The following is a 16965-nucleotide window of genomic DNA, read 5'->3' as shown; positions in this document are numbered from 1 at the left end:
GCTGTATCTGAGCTTATGAGTGGTGCTGTGTCACTGGGTGTGGCTGTCTATCGGCGCCGACGAACGAACTCCCCCGGCACATTCTCTCATTGCCGGGAACTGTGATGCTGTCGACTGCGATGACGTCGACTGTGGTGGTGCGGGTCTGCGAACCGCCCCGACAATCGCAGACCGGGTCCTGCCCGGGCGGTGTGCGGGCGAGTGGACTCTTGCCACCCGCTCGCACACAACCCGTTCAGAACCCGGTGTGGACTGCGATGTGCTGATCAGTCGCGCGGCTTCTCACGCATCTCGACGGTCTCGATGATGTCACCGACACGCAGATCGTTGAAGCTGCCCAGGCCGATACCGCACTCGTATCCTTCGCGGACCTCGGTGGCATCGTCCTTGAAGCGGCGCAGGGACTCGATCTTGACCTTGTCCCCGATGACCACTCCATCACGGGTGACGCGAGCGGTCGCGTTCCTGGTGATGTGACCATCGCGAACGATGGAGCCGGCAATGTTGCCGAACTTGGAGGAGCGGAAGACTTCGCGGATCTCCGCGGTGCCTGTCTGGACCTCTTCGTATTCCGGCTTGAGCATGCCCTTGAGCGAGCTCTCGATGTCGTCGATCGCCTGGTAGATGACCGAGTAGTAACGGACATCGACACCTTCGCGCTCGGCCAGGTCGCGTGCCTTCGCTTCCGGACGGACGTTGAAGCCCAGGACGATCGCGTTGTCGACCGTGGCCAGGTTGATGTCGTTCTCCGTGATCGCACCCACACCGCGGTGGATGATGCGCAGGTCGACGTCGTCGCCCACATCGATCTTGAGCAGCGAATCCTCCAGCGCTTCGACAGCACCCGAGACGTCGCCCTTGAGGATGAGGTTGAGCATGTCGACCTTGCCCTCGGCGAGTGCCTTGGTGAAGTCCTCGAGGCTGATGCGCTTGCGACCGCGAGCCTGAGCCGCGTTGCGCTCGATGGCGTCACGCTTCTCAGCGATCTGACGTGCTGTGCGGTCATCCTCTGTGGAGATGAACGTATCACCGGCACGCGGCACGGACGACAGACCCAGCACCTGCACGGGACGGGATGGACCCGCCTCCTCGACGAGGTTGCCGTTCTCATCGAACATCGCACGGACACGGCCGTAGGCAGTGCCACACACGATGGCATCGCCCTGACGCAGGGTGCCGGAGTCGACGAGCACGGTTGCAACCGCGCCGCGCCCCTTGTCGAGCTTGGCTTCGATCGCGATGCCGCGAGCCGACTTGTCCGGGTTGGCCCTCAGGTCCAGTGCGGCGTCGGTGGTCAGCAGCACGGATTCGAGCAGCTGGTCGATGCCTTCGCGCTTGAGCGCAGAGATCGGCACGAACATGGTCTCGCCGCCGTACTCCTCGGCCACCAGGTTGTACTCGGTCAGCTGCTGCATGACCTTCGAAGGGTTGGCACCCTCCTTATCGATCTTGTTGACCGCGACCACGATCGGAATGTTCGCTGCCTGAGCGTGGTTGAGCGCTTCCACGGTCTGCGGCATCACACCGTCGTCGGCTGCGACCACGAGGATCGCGAGGTCCGTCGACTTCGCACCACGGGCACGCATGGCGGTGAACGCCTCGTGACCCGGAGTATCGAGGAAGGTGATCTTGCGATCGGCGCCTTCGTGCTCGACCTCGGCCTGGTAGGCACCGATGTGCTGGGTGATTCCGCCGGCTTCGCGGGCAGCAACGTTCGCTGAGCGAATGGCGTCGAGAAGCTTGGTCTTACCGTGGTCGACGTGACCCATGACGGTGACGACCGGTGGACGTGCTGCGAGATCCTCGTCGTCCTCGTCCGCGGCTTCCGCGTCAAGGTCGATGTCGAAGGTCTCGAGCAGCTCACGGTCTTCGTCCTCGGGTGAGACGATCTCGATCTTGTAGCCGAGCTCCTCGCCGAGAACCTCGAAGGTGCCCTCGTCGAGAGACTGGGTGATGGTCGCCATCTCGCCGAGGTGGAAGAGCACCGTGACGAGGTTTGTCGGATCGGTGTTGATCTTCTCAGCGAAGTCGGCCAACGAGGATCCGCGGCGCAGGCGCAGCGGAGTCGTGCCGTCGCCGCGTGGAACAGAGACGCCACCGACGGACGGTGTCTGCATCTGTTCGAACTCGGCGCGCTTGGCCCGCTTCGACTTGCGCCCCTTCTGACGGGGACCGCCGCCACGGCCGAATGCACCCTGTGTGCTGCCGCGACCGCGACCTGAACCACGACCACCTGGACCGCCGCCGGGTCCGCGACGACCTGCAGGTGCGCCGCCTGGGGCTGCACCTGGTGCACCGGGTGCGCCACCGCCGGCGGGCGCGTTGCCGCGTCCTCCGCCGCGTCCGCGACCTGGGGCCGGCTTGTTGAGAGCCGAGTTCTTCATCATCGATGGGTTGGGGCGAGGTGCGCCCGGGCGTGGTGCCGGACGTGGGCCTGCTGCGCCTTCCTCACCGGATGCGCGAGGTGGCTTCTGACCTGGCTTCGGCATTCCCTGCGAGTTGGCGAACGGGTTGTTGCCCGGACGTGCTCCTGGACCGCCTTGACCGCCCTGGCCACCTTGGCCGCCGGGGCGATTGCCGGACTTCGGTCCGCCGCGGCCTGCCGGTTTGGGCATGCCCTGGGCTGGAGCGAAGGGGTTGTTGCCGGGACGAGCCGGCGAACGGCCGCCTGGCTTCGGGGCAGAGCCCGGCTTGGGAGCCGAGCCTGGTTTGGGAACGGCACCCGGCTTCGGAGCAGCGCCTGGCTTCGGTGCGTTCGCACGCGGTGCAGGCTTGGCCTGCTCGGACGCTTCGGCTGCTGCCGGAGCAGCTGCCGCGGTGTCATCAGCCTTGGTCTCTGCAGCCGGCTTCGACTCAGCAGCAGGTGCTGCCGCAGGCTTCGCTCCCGGCTTCGCGCCGGTCGACTTGGCTGCGGGCTTTGCCGCTGCAGGTGAGGTTTCGGCTGCGTCGCTTGATGTCGAGGCTGCCTTGGCGCCGGGCTTAGCACCTGGCTTGGCAGCAGTCTTCGCACCGGGCTTGGGAGCACCGGGCTTCGCTGCGGGCTTTGCGCCCGGCTTGGCTGCCGGCTTCGTCTCGGCGGAGGCACTGGAGGCCTTGTCTCCGCTGGACTTGGCCGGAGCGGAATCGGCGAATGCTTCCTTCACCTTTCGCACGACGGGTGCTTCGAGGGTCGAGGAAGCGGAGCGAACGAATTCGCCCAGGTCCTGGAGTTTCTCGAGGACGTTCTTACTTGTAGTGCCGAGCTCTTTCGCGAGCTCATGGACACGGGGCTTTGCCACAGTTCTCCTGTCCGGGTTCTTTCCCGGTCAGGAAAGAACCTCATCAATGAAGAGCAGTTCTCATTTCACTGCTCTCTCGAATTCCGATAGCGGTGTCATCGCACGACACTCACAACTTGTCATCCATTCGGGCTACCCGCTCTTCTTGGGTTCGGTATCCATCCTCGGCAGGTCCGAGGCGGTGACCTTCGTTCGAAAGGCTCGAGCGAAGGATGCGGCCGTCAATGCCTTCTTCAGGCATGTGGCGTCCGGGTGCACCCAGGCTCCTCGTCCCGGCAGTGTCGCTGACACGTCATGGACGATGGCCGGATGCTGATCAGGTCGAATCACGAATCGTGTGAGTTCGCCCCGGTCGGCCTTTTGCCTGCAGGCGATGCACGTCCTTCGAGGTGCCGCGCCTACAATCACAGTACGTAATTCTACAGCACTTCCGTCCCCACCCGTGCCACACCCCGAGTGGTTCAGATCACGCCCGATGTCTATTCGCCAGGGACGATGTCGATCTTCCAGCCGGTGAGTTTGGCAGCCAGACGGGCATTCTGCCCCTCTTTGCCGATGGCCAGCGAGAGCTGGTCCCGGGGCACGATGGCACGAGACTCCTGCAGGTCGGGATCAAGGATGTCGACCTTGCTCGCCTTGGCTGGTGAAAGCGCGTGGCCGATGAACTTGGCCGGGTCGTCGCTGTAGTCGACGATGTCGATCTTCTCCTGACCCAGTTCGTTCATCACGGCCCGCACTCGGGATCCGAGTTCGCCGATGCATGAGCCCTTCGCGTTGACTCCGGGCTTCGTGGCGCGCACGGCCAGTTTGGTTCTATGCCCGGCCTCACGTGCCAGGGAGACGATCTCGACGGTGCCGTCGGCGATCTCGGGCGCTTCGTGTGCGAACAGCCGACGTACGAGGTTCGGGTGAGTGCGCGAGACGGTGACCGATGTTCCCTTCGGTCCCTTGTGCACGTCGGCGATGTAGACACGCAGGCGAGTTCCGTGCCGGTAGGACTCACCGGGAACCTGCTCATGCGGTGGCAGGACTGCCTCGACATCACCGAGGTCGACCTGAACCATCTGCGGATCCCTGCCCTGCTGAATGGTGCCGGAGACGATCTCGCCCTCGCGGCCCTTGAAGTTTCCGAGCACCGATTCGTCTTCGACGTCGCGCAGGCGCTGGTGGATGACCTGGCGTGCCGTCTGCGCAGCGATGCGCCCGAAGCCGGTGGGAGTATCGTCGAACTCGCCGATCGGATTGTCATCGTTGTCGAACTCGACGGCGAGGATGCGAACCTCGCCCGTGCTCTTATCCAGTTCGGCGCGGGAATCTGGCCACGCGCCCTCGGTCTTCTGATAGGCAAGGAAGAGCGCTTGTTCGATGAGTTCGATCAGAGTATCGAGCGGAATCTCCCGCTCTCGCTCGATAATGCGCAGAACACTGAGGTCGATATCCATGGCCTATATCCTCTCCGGCTCCCTCGAGCATTGAATTGTCGGTCTTCATTTATGCAGGCGTGACATTCTATCTCAGATTGCGCTCACCGAAATTTGAGTTCGACCTGCGCCTTGACGATGTCGCCGAGCTTGACCGTGCGCTTCTCACGACTGGCGGGATCGATGCCCGAGATTGAGTGATCGCCCACATCGTCGAGATCGAGCTTGAAGGTGTCCTTCTTCGTGCTGATTTCGAGTCGACGGCCGAGCACGCGCTTGAAGTGTCGAGGCGCCTCCAGCTTCCGCGTCGCACCCGGGCTGGTGACCTCAAGCTGATAGGGCTTGTCACGGAAGACCTCGACCTCGTCGAGGGTGTCACCGACGAGACGGCTCGATTCGGCGATCTTGTCCATCGACATCGGTTCCGTGCTGGACTCGTCGAGGTCGACGACGACCGTCAGTGCCCGTCGCTGGCCCGCTGCCACTGCCTTCACCGATTCCAGGTAGAACCCGGAGGCCTGCAGCGGTTCCCGCAGAAGCTCCTCGATCTGCGCCACGTCCTCGTCCATGTATCCTCCAGTCCCTGTTCCGTCAGCGGAGCGAACCCCGTGCGGAACTGTTGTCTCTGCCCTGCTGATTGCCTTAGCCCCACCCTAAGCGACTCCCCCGGGTTGGGTTAAGCATCCGCTAGGATTGGCCTATGCGTTTTCCCGTCAGCCGCCGTGCTCTTCTCCTCTACGGTGCGAGCGGGGCGAGTCTGAGCCTGCTGTCGGGATGCGGTGTGAGACTCGATGCTCCCCCGGACGTGCCGACCCTCGATGAGACGAACCAGCTGCGCAACCGCATCGCCAGAATCCTCGCCGCCACAACTCCGGGAGACAAGGACCCGGAGACCGCCGGTGAGGCCTTGCAGAAATTCCGGGACGCCATCGGCCCCGTCTGGTCCCCTCCCTCGGAGATGGCCACCGAGCCCCCACCGACCGAGGAGCCGCGCACCTACATCGCCGCCGCCGAGGTGGTCACCACTGCCGTATTCACCGACCTGCCGACCTTGGGCTCAGGCCTCATTCCCGTCCTGGTCGACGTGGCGACCGGCCTTGCCCTGACCGCCGGGACGAAGGACGCCGAAATCATCCGCAGCTCAGATGCCCTGGTCCGAGAATCACGCAGTTCCAGTCCCGCAGATTCCTCGGCAGAGCCGGGAACGGCAGAGGCCACCGAATCCCCCGACGAGCAGGGACCGACGGCTGATGATTCCACTGCTCCCCCGATGTGGAATGCGATCCTCAGCCAAGCCAGAGCTGCCTCCTACGGGTATGAGCGACTGGCCGTGAACTTCGATTCCAAGTCGACCGAACGTAAACGTGCCGTGGCCCGCCTGGAGTCGCTGGGTTCCTTGGCCGGTGAAATGCTTGAGCGCCTCGGTGAGAACAACGCGGATCCGGGCGCTCCGTCATGGAAGCTCGACCCCACCCCCACAGACCCGGAGACTGCCAAAGAGCTGGCGCTGGCGCTTGAGGACGGAATCGCTGCAGCCCTCCTGCCGTGGCTGCAGACCGACACGCGAGCGGCTCTGCGCCTCTGGGAATCCGCCCGCACGCGCACGGTGTTCGCCAGTCCACAGGTGCTTCGGTACACCTATTCCGGGGACTCCGGAGAGGCGGAGGCACAGAAGTGAAGGTCCCACCAGTCCTGTTCAACGCCACTCGAGACATCATCGGCGAGTTCCGCACCACCTCCTGGGTCGCGGCCCTGGACTTCATGGCCAGTGAGCTCGCCGACCGGTGGCAGCTGACCTTCGACGATGTCCCGGGCTCGCCCTGGGCCGGCTGCGAGAGTCTCGTGATCCCAGTCCTCACCCAGGAGCACTACCAGGGTGTGCTGCGGTTCGCGGCCCCCACCTCGGCGCATACGGCCGCACATGCACAGGCCCTGCGGGCGCTGAAGATGTGGAACGGGCACGGTGCCGTCCGGGTGATCCGGGACGATCACAGCTTCCGGGTGACGTTGCAGGAGCGGCTGCGCACGAAGGACAATCTCTCCGTGCTGCCTTTGGCTGATGTGCCTCCGGTATGGGGTGCTCTGCAGCGATCGCTGGAGATTCCAGCGGATTCGGATTTCCTGCGGGTCCAGGATGTGGCTGCGGGATGGCTGAACACCTTCGACGCCGACGCCGGGCTGCTCAGTGGCTGGTCCGAGGCTGGTCCCGGTGATTCTTTGCTGCTCTCGTTCGCCCGCAATTGGATGCACACCCTGGCTGCGTCTGAGGAGAACTGGCTCATCCACGCCGATCTGCACTACTACAACATCCTCGCCGGCAATCCCGATGCCGCCGGGATCTCCACGTGGAAGGCCATCGACCCGCAGCCGCTGTCGGGACCGACCGCCTACACCTTGGCACCGGTGCTGTGGAACCGTCTCGTTGAGATCCCGTCCCAGCACCCCCAGGCCCAGGCCGCATGGCTGCGCGGATTCGCCACCGACCTCGCCCTGTGCGCGGGCATGGACCCGCAGTACGGGATGGGTGCCGCAGTCGCCCGGGAGATCACCAACATGTTCTGGTACTTGAAGTCAGCCCGCAGCGGTTCGAACGCGGCTCTGGCCGATGCCGCCCGCTCGCTGTGGGTCGCCCGCGCCCTCTCAGGTGCCGATGTCGCCGGCGTCAACGCCCACGCGCTCAAACCCATCGGCTGATCCCTACCCCAACTAGCTGACGGCGGCTAGTGGACGAGGCCGGAGATCACGTCGTAGCCGAGTTTGATGATCATCGCCGAGACCACGACGACGAAGACGACTCGAACGAAACCGGAGCCCTTCTTCAAGGCCGTGCGGGCACCGAAGATTCCACCGGCGACATTGCCCACGGCGACGACGAGACCGAGCGCCCACACGACCTGCCCATCGGGGATGAAGAAGACGAGGGCTCCGAAGTTCGTCGCCCAGTTGATGATCTTCGCCGTGGCCGAGGCCTGGAGGAACGAGAATCCGATGACCGTGACGAACGCGATGACGAGGAAGGAACCGGTGCCGGGTCCGAGCACTCCGTCATAGATGCCGATGACTAGACCGATCAGCCATGACAGACCATGGTGACGTTTCGAGGATTCCCCGAATCGCAGGCTCGCATCGGCGCCGAGGCTGGGGTTGAGGACCGTGAAGAGTCCGACCCCGATGAGCGCGACCAGAATGATCGGAGTGAAGAGTTCACCGGGGACCAGAGTCGCGAGTTTGGCGCCGAAGACGGCACCGAGGAATGCCGTGGCCGCAGCAGGGATCGTCGCCGAACGGTCGGGCGTGATCTTGCGCAGATAGGTCACCGCCGAGGCGGTCGTGCCTGCAATCGAGCCCACCTTGTTCGTGGCCACAGCCTGGACCGGTGTCATGCCCGGAACCAGGAGCAGAGCCGGGAGCTGGATCAGACCGCCGCCGCCGACGACGGCATCGATCCACCCGGCCAGCACGCCTGCGGCCAACAGCCACAGAAGCATGCCGAGGGTGACATCGATGCCCGCGGTGAGAGCCTCCATCACCTACGTCGGTTCACCGAGCAGATGTTTCGGCAATCGCTGCGTCCGCCGCAGCATCGGCAGTGGCATAAGCGGCACGGATCGTGGCCACGGTGCCAGCGACCACCTCGGCGACGGGCACTTCCTGCTTCTCATCGGCGAGACGATTGCGGACTTCGACGACTCCATCGGCCAGGCCGCGACCGACGACGATCACGGTCGGGATGCCGATGAGTTCGGCATCGGCGAACTTGAAGCCGGGTGAGACCTTGAGACGATCGTCGAGGAGGACGCTGACGCCTTCGGACTCGAGCTCGGCTGTCAGCTTCTCCGCCGCCTCGGCGATCTCCTCGCCCTTGCCGGCGGCGATGATGTGCACGTCGGCCGGGGCCAGGTGCTGGGGCCAGAGGAGGCCGCCCTCGCTGTGGTATTCCTCCGCGATGCAGGCCATGACGCGGGTGACGCCGAGGCCGTAGGAGCCCATGGTCACGGTCGTGGCCTTGCCGTTCTGGTCAAGGACCTTGAGATCGAGGGCCTCGGCGTACTTGCGGCCGAGTTTGAAGATCTGACCGATCTCGACACCGCGGGCCAGCTCCAGCGGACCGGAACCGTCGGGTGCGGGGTCGCCGAGGACCACCTCGGCGGCTTCGATGGTGCCGTCAGCGGTGAAGTCACGACCGGCGACGAGGTCGAAGACGTGGCGGCCGGGCTCGTTGGCGCCGGTGATCCAGCGGGTGCCGTCGACGACGCGAGGGTCGAGGAGGTAGCGGATCTTCGAGGTGCCTTCGAGGCCGAGGATCTGATTGTCGAGGTCGTTGCCCGGTCCGATGTAGCCCTTGACGAGCTCCGGGTGGGCGGCGAGGTCCTCGCTGGTGGCGGCCTCGAGATCGACCTCGCCGTTGCCGAGCATTCCGGTGCCGGCGGCGCGGTCGAGGTCGACCTCACGGTCGCCGGGCAGGCCGATGACGATGATCTCGCGGGTGCCGTCGGGGTGGGTGACGGCGCAGACGACGTTCTTGAGCGTGTCCGCTGCGGTCCAAGCGCGGTCTTCGCGGGGGTGGTTCGCGTTGGCGGCGTCGACGAGGGTCTCGATCGTGGGCGTGTCGGGGGTGTCCTCGACGTGGGCCGCTGGTGAGTTCTCGAATGGGATGGTCTCGGGCACGATCGAGGTCACTGCCTCGACGTTGGCGGCGTATCCGCCGGGTGAGCGCACGAAAGTGTCCTCGCCGACCTCGGAGGGGTAGATGAACTCCTCGGTGCCGGAGCCGCCCATGGCGCCCGGGGTGGCCTTGACCGGCAGGCAGGGCACGCCAAGGCGGGCGAAGGCGCGCAGGTAGGCCACGCGCATCGCTTCGTAGGAGGCGTCGAGTCCGGCGTCGTCGATGTCGAAGGAGTAGGCGTCCTTCATGATGAATTCGCGTCCGCGCAGCAGGCCGGCGCGGGGGCGAGCCTCGTCACGGTACTTGGTCTGGACCTGGTAGATGGACAGCGGCAGGTCCTTGTAGGAGGAGTAGAGGTCCTTGACCAGGAGGGTGAAGACCTCTTCGTGGGTCGGGGCCAGGATGTAGTCGTTGTCCTTGCGGTCCTTGAGGTGGAAGAGGTCGGGGCCGAAGGCTTCCCAGCGCCCGGACTTCCGATACGGGTCGGCGGGCAGCAGGCCCGGGAAGTGGACTTCCTGTGACCCGGCTCGGGCCATCTCCTCACGCACGATGGCTTCGATCTTGCCCAGGACCTGAAGTCCCAGAGGCAGCCATGTGTAGATCCCCGGTGCCGATCGGCGGATGTATCCCGCACGGTGCAGAAGTTTGTGGCTGGCAACCTCGGCACCGACCGGGTCTTCCTTCTGGGTTCGCACAAACAGGGACGACATGCGCAGGGCCATGGGTGATACTCCTCAACTTGTCAAGACTCAGATCGAACACTATCGCACGCGAGTATCCGCACGGCAATTGTGAGACCAAACCGTTCTGCGGCTCACACGGACACGGCCAGTGAGGGGTGGTGGAGGTTCTGTCTGTGAGCGCGGATTCGTCAGGTGGTGGAAGCGAATTAGACTGGTGGGCACAGACGTCCACCAGGGCCTGAGCGAATCGGGCCTAATCGCTGACCGACCGAATTTCTGACCGATACGAAGAGCATGCCTGATTCCACTCAACTGACGCAGTTCCCGCGGCCCTCGGTCGCGGTCGACACCGCGGTCCTCTGCCCCGTTCCCCGACGTGGCCTGCACGTGCTCCTCACCCATTCCGGCGACGGCGCCTGGCAGCTGCCGGGATCGATTCTGCGACCCCAGGAACGCCTCGCCGAGGCGGTCGCGCGGTGCCTGCGCGAGAAGGCGAGGCTTGTCGATCGTGCCCCGGTTCAGCTCCATGTCTTCGACCAGCCCGATCGTGATGATCGTGGCTGGGTGATCTCGGTGGCCCACCTCGATGTGCTCTCGACGAGGGATGTGGGCTTCGGCGATGCCAGCACACCCGAGACCGAACCGGATCCGCAGGATGCCCGGCGGCGAAAACTGGCGCCCGTGCATTCGGTGCGTGAGCTCAGCGCCGAGCATCAGGAGATCGTGCGGGTTGCGGTGCACCGCCTGCGTGCCCTGCATGAGCGCACCCCCGATCCGTTCGGCCTGCTGCCGGAGGAGTTCTCGCTGCGGCAGCTGCGTGAGCTGCATGAGATGGTCTCGGGAGAGAACCTGCAGGCGGATACCTTTCGCCGCACCATGCTGCCCCTTCTCGCGCCCACCGGGCATGCGGTGTCCCAAGGTCGCGGCCGCCCTGCCCAGACATTCACCCGCCGCAGCGAGATCGCTCTGCGCAGCGATGTCGACACCGTGGCCCCGGCTGCAGGCGGCGCGGCGCCGAGTGCAGGCTCGGACGAGGCTTCACGCTGACGATCATGGAGGCTGACTATGGAGATTGACCGCTCCCCCGGCAAACACGTGCGCGTGGATGTCTGGCTGTGGACGACCCGGATGTTCAAGACCCGGAACCTGGCGACCCAGGCCTGTCGGGGCGGACACGTCCAGGTCGAGGGCCAGCGGGTCAAGGCGGCGCAGAAGGTCTCCATCGGCCAGGAGGTGCGCGTGCGCAAGGCAGGCACCGAGTTCATCTGGAAGATCACCGGGTTCATTCCCACTCGTCCCCAGGCTTCGATCGCCGTGCAGTGCTACGAGGATCTCACCCCGCCGCCGGATCCCGCTCTGCGCGGATTCGTCCCCCGCAGAGACAAGGGTATGGGCCGGCCGACGAAGAAGGACCGGCGGGAGATGGAGAAGTTCCTGGGCGACATGGCCAAGCCCCAGAATCGCGATCGCCGTGACCACTGACTAAGCCAGTCGAGTGTTCGAGCTCTTGCGGTCGACTTGCGGCTGACTGCTGGCCGTCGAAAGCACAGCCAACGCTCGAAAGCAGACTCCCTGAGTTCTCCTCCCGGCGCTGACCTCGGCTCTCGACGATGAGCTCGGTTCTCGACGAGAAGGTTGGAGCGCGAGCGTGACACGAGTCGAGCGGGTCGCTGCCAGATTGCTCCCGACAACGATGCCGCTTCGCGGTCAGTACATAACGGTGGCGAAGGTGCCGACCTGTTCGAAGCCGACTCGCGTGTACATGCGCAGAGCCACCTCGTTGTAGTCGTTGGCGTAGAGGCTGACCGTGGTGTGCCCGGCCGCCCGAGTCTGTGCCACAACGGCAGCCATTCCGGCAGCCCCCAGACCTTGTTGGCGCACATCAGGATGGACCCAGACGCCCTGCACCTGAACGATGCGCGGTGCCCGAATTCCGATGTCGGCCTTGAACAGCACCTGCTCGGACTGCTCTGTCGCCGGCCAACGGCCCACCAGCCCGCCTTGCGGCAGAGTGTCAGAGATCCGGGCGAAGCAGTTCTTGCCCCGGATGATGTTGCGGACACGGGCCAGGTAGCTCGACTGGCCGCCTTCGATCGGTGAGAAACCCACCTCGTTGGTGAACATGTCGACGCTGGCGGCGAACACCGCAGGCAGCTGCTCCACCGTGACCAGGTGCACCGCCTCGTCGGGGTCGACCAAGGGGTCGGAACTGATCGCCAGCAGCGGCTGCCGGTCACGGACACCGCGGGCACGGCCCCAGTTCAGGCGGTTGTGCAGATCGAGGATGATCTCCCGGGAACCGATGAGGGAGCAGGAGTAGCGCCCATCGGCGTTGAGCTTCTCGGCAAGAGCTTGGTTCGTTTCCGGGGTCGCAGCGACGGGAATGATGTTGCCTCCCACCCAGTAGGCGGAAACCGGGCGGTCACCGTCGAAGACACCCAACACGGTACCGGCCGGTGAGTTCATCTGCGCTGTGCCGGTGATTTCGATCAGCGCGATGAGGTAGACGTTCTCGCACGGGTTGAGTGCCAGCAGGCTCGTCAGCCACCCGGTGTGCTGATGTCCCAGACGAGCGACTCTCAGCACCAGAGAGCCTCCTTGTTCAGATCCTCACACACCGGGGAGCTTTTCGAGATGGGTCGGGTTTCAGCCGACGACGACGTCAGGTGATCCGGACGGGGCGTCGGACTCCGCTGCGATGCGGTTGGCCTCTTCGATGAGAGTCTCGACGATCATGGCCTCGGGCACGGTCTTGATGACCTCGCCCTTGACGAAGATCTGGCCCTTGCCATTGCCGCTGGCCACACCGAGGTCGGCCTCACGGGCTTCACCGGGACCATTGACGACGCAGCCCATGACGGCGACGCGCAGAGGAACCTCCATGCCTTCGAGACCGGCCGTGACCTTGTCCGCAAGGGTGTAGACGTCGACCTGGGCGCGTCCGCAGGACGGGCAGGAGACGATCTCGAGCTTGCGTGGCTTGAGGTTGAGGCTCTCAAGAATCTGGTTGCCGACCTTGATCTCCTCGACCGGTGGTGCGGAGAGGGAGACGCGGATCGTGTCGCCGATGCCCTGCGACAGCAGCGAACCGAAGGCGGTGGCGGACTTGATCGTGCCCTGGAAGGCAGGCCCAGCCTCGGTGACACCCAGGTGCAGAGGCCAGTCACCGCGTTCGGCGAGCAGCTCGTAGGCGCGGACCATGACCACGGGGTCGTTGTGCTTGACGGAGATCTTGAAGTCGTGGAAATCGTGTTCTTCGAACAGTGAAGCCTCCCACACAGCGGACTCGACGAGCGCTTCTGGGGTGGCCTTGCCGTACTTCTCCATGATGCGCTTGTCCAGGGATCCGGCGTTGACACCGATCCTGATCGAGGTCCCGGCGTCATTTGCCGCCTTCGCGATCTGCTTGACCTGATCGTCGAATTTGCGAATGTTGCCGGGGTTGACGCGAACCGCGCCGCAGCCGGCGTCGATCGCGGCGTAGACGTACTTCGGCTGGAAGTGGATGTCGGCGATGACCGGGATCTGCGACTTCTGTGCGATCACCGGCAGTGCTGCAGCATCATCGGGCGAAGGGCAGGCCACTCGCACGATGTCACAGCCTGCGGCGGTGAGTTCGGCGATCTGCTGCAGAGTCCCGTTGATGTCAGTGGTCTGTGTCGTCGTCATCGATTGGACGCTGACAGGGAAATCGGAACCGACGCCGACCTTTCCGACCTGGATCTGTCGCGTTTTGCGTCGCGGCGAGAGCACAGGAGGTGGTGGGGCAGGCATTCCGAGGTTGACCGATGTCACGAAGACATTCCCTTCATTGACGACTGGGGACCAGACTGATCGTTCGAGTCATTCATATTGTAGGACTTCAAACCGTATCCGGGCTCTCCGATCACGGTGTGATCGCTCACGACAGCATCATTTCGCAGGTATCGTGAAGGAAACTTGCCGTCCGATCCCAGAAGATAGCCGTGAGCTGAGGAGATTTCGTGCCATTCACCCACCCCGATACGCAGGCCATCATCAGCCGACTCGAATCTGCGGCGTCGTCTCTGGCCGAGCAGGGCGGAACCCTGGCCTGGGGCGTCTTTCCCCAAGGTGAGGCCGGAACCGTGGCCAACGGCGATGTTCCCTACCGGATCGCCTCGATGACGAAGTCGTTCACGGCCGCAGCGATCGGTCGGCTCAGGGCCCAGGGGCTGGATATCGACATGCCCTTGGGTCAGCTCCTCCCAGAACTCAGCGGCACATCGATCGCCGACCGCACCTGCCGGCAGGCGCTGACGATGGGCACCGGGTTCACGAAGGACGACCCCTGGGCCGACCGTGTGGAGGCGATGACGGGTGCCGAACTCATCGACTACCTCAAGCGCGGAGCCATCCCCATCGCACCGGCAGACACCGGATACGAGTACTCCAACCTCGGGTATGCCCTGCTCGGTCTCGTCGCCGAGGCGGTGGCCGGGAAATCGTTCATCGACGTCGTCACCGCCGAGGTGCTCGCACCCCTGGGACTGACCCGCACCGGCTTCGACATCGCCGACTTCCCGGACCTGATGCCAGGCATCCGCATCGACCGTAACGGTCACAACCACCCGGCCGAACTCACCGGCCCCGGGGTCTTCTCCCCCATCGGCGGAGTCATCTCCACGGTCAACGACATCGGAACCTGGATGAGCGCCCACCTGGACGCCTTGGAAGACATCGATTCCTACGAACCGGGGGCACTGCCGCGGATTCTCACGGACAACCAGCAGTCCCACCGTCTCATCGAGATCCAGCACAGCGAGCATCACACCGAATCCGTCAACTACGGCTTCGGTCTGCAGCCGCGCCTGGATTCTCGGTTCGGTCGGGTCGCCTGCCATTCCGGAGGCTACCCCGGGTACGGCTCACACATGCGGTGGTTCCCGGACCTGGGGCTGAGCATCGTCGTCTTCGGCAATACGACCTACTTCCCGGCCGAACGCACCGTGAGAGACGCCATCGATGCCGGTTGGGCCGCCGCCGCAGGCACGCCCGACCTGCAGCTGACACGCACGACCACCGCGGTGCCGGCCCCTCACCATCCGGTCGCAGCCAAACAGTCAGAGACGGTGCTGGCCGCAGCGAACCTGGTCATCGACTTCGACGACACGATCGCCGATGAGCTCTTCACCATCAACATGGACCTCGATGAGCCCCGTGCCGAACGCCGCGAACGCTTCAGCGCGTGGAAGGAGGACCACCAGCTCAGCCGGGCCTTCACCACTGAGGCACTCACCATGCTGACTCCTTTGAAGGGCACGGTGACTGTCTCTGCTGCGGCAGAGCCAGCAGCCCAGGCACCGTCGATCACGGTGAGCCTGGACCACCTCGGCGAGGTGCAGACGATCACGCTCAACAGCTGAGCACGGGGGCGACCAAGCACCACGGCAGCCAGCCAACTTGGGCCACCCGAGCAGCGCAGGGCGTGCCTACCCGGAGTTGAAGATCGCGTCGAGCGTGACCGGTTTGACGAGGTCGACGTAGACGAGCAGCGCCGTCATGCACAGCATCAGCCCGATGACGACGTAGGTCAGCGGCAGCAGCCGGGCCGTGTCGAAGGGGCCGATCTTGCCGCGTCCGCGGAACTTGTTGATCTGGCGGCGTGCGCCTTCGTAGAGACCGACCGCGATGTGTCCGCCGTCCAGCGGCAGCAGCGGGATCATGTTGAAGGCGAACAGGAAGATGTTGAGCGAGCCCAGCATGCCCAGCCCCAGCTGTGCCTTCTCGACGATCTGGAACTGATCGGTCGACACGATCTCACCGGCGATGCGCCCGACTCCGACCATCCCGACCAGGCCTTCGGCGTCGCGTTCCTTCGAGCCGGTGGCCACCTCGGCGATGTCGATGAGCTTGACCGGCAGGGTCACGATCGCGTGGAATACGCCGCTGATCTGCTCCCAGACCGCGCCGGGGAACTCGTTGAGCGGCAGCGGCTGACGTTCCTGGACGGGACCGACACCGAAGAAGCCCTCGGTCACCGTCTGCGGTGTACCGTCGGCGTTCATCTGCGCCTCACCGCGGTCATCGACGACGGCTCTCTCATGGGCGATGATCGGCACTGTCACCGTCTGCTTCTGGCCATCGCGGTTGAACTCAACGTCGACGCGTTCGCCGGCATGATCCTTGATCACGTTGGAGAGTTCGTCCCAGCTGTCGGTGGAGACACCGGCCACCGAGGTGATGTCATCACCAGGTTTGATGCCGGCTTCCCAGGCCGGCGTCAGCGGATCATCGTCCTGGCAGGTCTCCTTCTCAGACGCAGGGCGCTGCGCCGCCTCCGAGGCGGGCACCGCGCATTCGACGACGGTCTGGACCGAGGTCGTCGGGGTCATGACGCCGATGCCGATGAGCGAGATCGCCATGATGATGATCCCGAGCACGAGGTTGACCAGGGGGCCCGCGAACATCACGACGAGCCGTTTGGGCACGTTCAGGGCGTAGAAGGTCCGGTGCTCCTCCCCCGGTTCGATCTCCTGGTTCGAGAAGTCCCGGGCATCGGCCATCGTGTTCTCAAACAGCCGCCCCCGCCGCTGCTTGCGCGGCCGGCGGGGAGCCTCCGTCGCGAGGTCGGAAGGTCCTTGCTCGTCCCCGATCGTGCCGACATCGTTGCGCTCGGTCTCGGCTGCAGTCCTGCCGGCCCGACGAGTCGTGGCTTCCAGCGGCGGGTACATTCCCGGCATGGCGATGAAACCACCCAGAGGCAGAGCCTTGATCCCGTATTCGGTCTCCCCACGGCGGAAGGAGAACACCGTCGGACCGAAGCCGACCATGTAGTGGGTGACCTTGACCCCGAACTTCTTCGCCGGTACCAAGTGGCCGAGTTCGTGGAGTCCGATCGAGATCGAGATCCCGATGAGGAACAGGACGATCCCGACGATGTAGAGGACGACTGTCAT

Annotated in this window: 14 protein-coding genes; 5 read left to right on the top strand and 9 right to left on the bottom strand. The window is 64.7% G+C overall.

The annotated features are described in order from the left end of the window. Positions 1-266: 266 nt before the first annotated feature. The 4 genes from infB to rimP form a co-directional block, all read right to left on the bottom strand. Positions 267-3278 (bottom strand): translation initiation factor IF-2, encoded by a 3012-nt coding sequence (infB, locus tag BAUR9175_RS05550; protein ID WP_101583167.1) that lies wholly within the window; start codon positions 3276-3278, stop codon positions 267-269. 132 nt (positions 3279-3410) lie between these two features. Further along, positions 3411-3686 (bottom strand): YlxR family protein, encoded by a 276-nt coding sequence (locus BAUR9175_RS05545; protein ID WP_009882997.1) that lies wholly within the window; start codon positions 3684-3686, stop codon positions 3411-3413. 71 nt (positions 3687-3757) lie between these two features. Then, on the bottom strand, positions 3758-4720 hold the full coding sequence (gene nusA, locus BAUR9175_RS05540) for a transcription termination factor NusA (RefSeq protein ID WP_009882998.1): 963 nt from the start codon (positions 4718-4720) through the stop codon (positions 3758-3760). Between the two features lie 83 nt (positions 4721-4803). Next, a complete protein-coding gene (gene rimP / locus BAUR9175_RS05535; protein ID WP_009882999.1) occupies positions 4804-5268 on the bottom strand; it encodes a ribosome maturation factor RimP in 465 nt (154 codons plus the stop codon). Positions 5269-5399: 131 nt separating this feature from the next. Here rimP and BAUR9175_RS05530 point away from each other — a divergent pair, with 131 nt between their 5' ends. Then, positions 5400-6377 carry a hypothetical protein gene (locus BAUR9175_RS05530; RefSeq protein ID WP_009883000.1) on the top strand — a complete coding sequence of 326 codons (978 nt, stop codon included), beginning with the start codon at positions 5400-5402 and terminating at the stop codon, positions 6375-6377. Next, positions 6374-7393, top strand: coding sequence for an aminoglycoside phosphotransferase family protein (locus BAUR9175_RS05525; RefSeq protein ID WP_009883001.1), 1020 nt, complete (start codon positions 6374-6376; stop codon positions 7391-7393). The genes BAUR9175_RS05530 and BAUR9175_RS05525 overlap by 4 nt, the downstream gene beginning before the upstream one ends. Positions 7394-7419: 26 nt before the next feature. Here BAUR9175_RS05525 and BAUR9175_RS05520 read toward each other — a convergent pair whose 3' ends face one another. After that, positions 7420-8226 (bottom strand): TSUP family transporter, encoded by an 807-nt coding sequence (locus BAUR9175_RS05520; RefSeq protein ID WP_101583165.1) that lies wholly within the window; start codon positions 8224-8226, stop codon positions 7420-7422. Between the two features lie 13 nt (positions 8227-8239). Continuing rightward, positions 8240-10087 (bottom strand): proline--tRNA ligase, encoded by a 1848-nt coding sequence (locus BAUR9175_RS05515; protein ID WP_009883003.1) that lies wholly within the window; start codon positions 10085-10087, stop codon positions 8240-8242. Between the two features lie 255 nt (positions 10088-10342). Here BAUR9175_RS05515 and BAUR9175_RS05510 point away from each other — a divergent pair, with 255 nt between their 5' ends. Both BAUR9175_RS05510 and BAUR9175_RS05505 read left to right on the top strand, forming a co-directional pair. Continuing rightward, on the top strand, positions 10343-11095 hold the full coding sequence (locus tag BAUR9175_RS05510) for an NUDIX hydrolase (protein WP_009883004.1): 753 nt from the start codon (positions 10343-10345) through the stop codon (positions 11093-11095). Positions 11096-11113: 18 nt separating this feature from the next. Further along, positions 11114-11530, top strand: coding sequence for an RNA-binding S4 domain-containing protein (locus BAUR9175_RS05505; protein ID WP_069600448.1), 417 nt, complete (start codon positions 11114-11116; stop codon positions 11528-11530). Positions 11531-11755: 225 nt separating this feature from the next. Here the strand turns inward: BAUR9175_RS05505 and BAUR9175_RS05500 are convergent, their stop codons facing one another. Continuing rightward, positions 11756-12634, bottom strand: a complete 879-nt coding sequence (locus BAUR9175_RS05500) for a GNAT family N-acetyltransferase (RefSeq protein WP_101583164.1) — start codon at positions 12632-12634, stop codon at positions 11756-11758. 60 nt (positions 12635-12694) lie between these two features. After that, entirely contained in the window at positions 12695-13843 is a 1149-nt protein-coding gene (gene ispG / locus BAUR9175_RS05495; protein WP_009883009.1) for a flavodoxin-dependent (E)-4-hydroxy-3-methylbut-2-enyl-diphosphate synthase, read from the bottom strand. 188 nt (positions 13844-14031) lie between these two features. Between ispG and BAUR9175_RS05485 the strand changes: the two genes are divergently transcribed. Next, positions 14032-15432, top strand: a complete 1401-nt coding sequence (locus BAUR9175_RS05485; RefSeq protein WP_069600450.1) for a serine hydrolase domain-containing protein — start codon at positions 14032-14034, stop codon at positions 15430-15432. 66 nt (positions 15433-15498) lie between these two features. Here the strand turns inward: BAUR9175_RS05485 and BAUR9175_RS05480 are convergent, their stop codons facing one another. Continuing rightward, a complete protein-coding gene (locus BAUR9175_RS05480; protein WP_069600451.1) occupies positions 15499-16965 on the bottom strand; it encodes a M50 family metallopeptidase in 1467 nt (488 codons plus the stop codon).

Source organism: Brevibacterium aurantiacum (assembly GCF_900169065.1).
GTDB classification, from domain to species: Bacteria; Actinomycetota; Actinomycetes; order Actinomycetales; family Brevibacteriaceae; genus Brevibacterium; species Brevibacterium aurantiacum.
The sequence above is the reverse complement of the archived record's forward strand: the minus strand, read 5'-3'. Positions and strand labels throughout refer to the sequence as shown.

Bases quoted from the DNA above. Each gene is read 5' to 3' on its own strand.
- nusA (WP_009882998.1), bottom strand. From the start codon at position 4,720: ATGGATATCGACCTCAGTGTTCTGCGCATTATCGAGCGAGAGCGGGAG.
- rimP (WP_009882999.1), bottom strand. From the start codon at position 5,268: ATGGACGAGGACGTGGCGCAGATCGAGGAGCTTCTGCGGGAACCGCTG.
- BAUR9175_RS05530 (WP_009883000.1), top strand. From the start codon at position 5,400: ATGCGTTTTCCCGTCAGCCGCCGTGCTCTTCTCCTCTACGGTGCGAGC.
- BAUR9175_RS05520 (WP_101583165.1), bottom strand. From the start codon at position 8,226: ATGGAGGCTCTCACCGCGGGCATCGATGTCACCCTCGGCATGCTTCTG.
- BAUR9175_RS05515 (WP_009883003.1), bottom strand. From the start codon at position 10,087: ATGGCCCTGCGCATGTCGTCCCTGTTTGTGCGAACCCAGAAGGAAGAC.
- BAUR9175_RS05510 (WP_009883004.1), top strand. From the start codon at position 10,343: ATGCCTGATTCCACTCAACTGACGCAGTTCCCGCGGCCCTCGGTCGCG.
- BAUR9175_RS05505 (WP_069600448.1), top strand. From the start codon at position 11,114: ATGGAGATTGACCGCTCCCCCGGCAAACACGTGCGCGTGGATGTCTGG.
- BAUR9175_RS05480 (WP_069600451.1), bottom strand. From the start codon at position 16,965: ATGACAGTCGTCCTCTACATCGTCGGGATCGTCCTGTTCCTCATCGGG.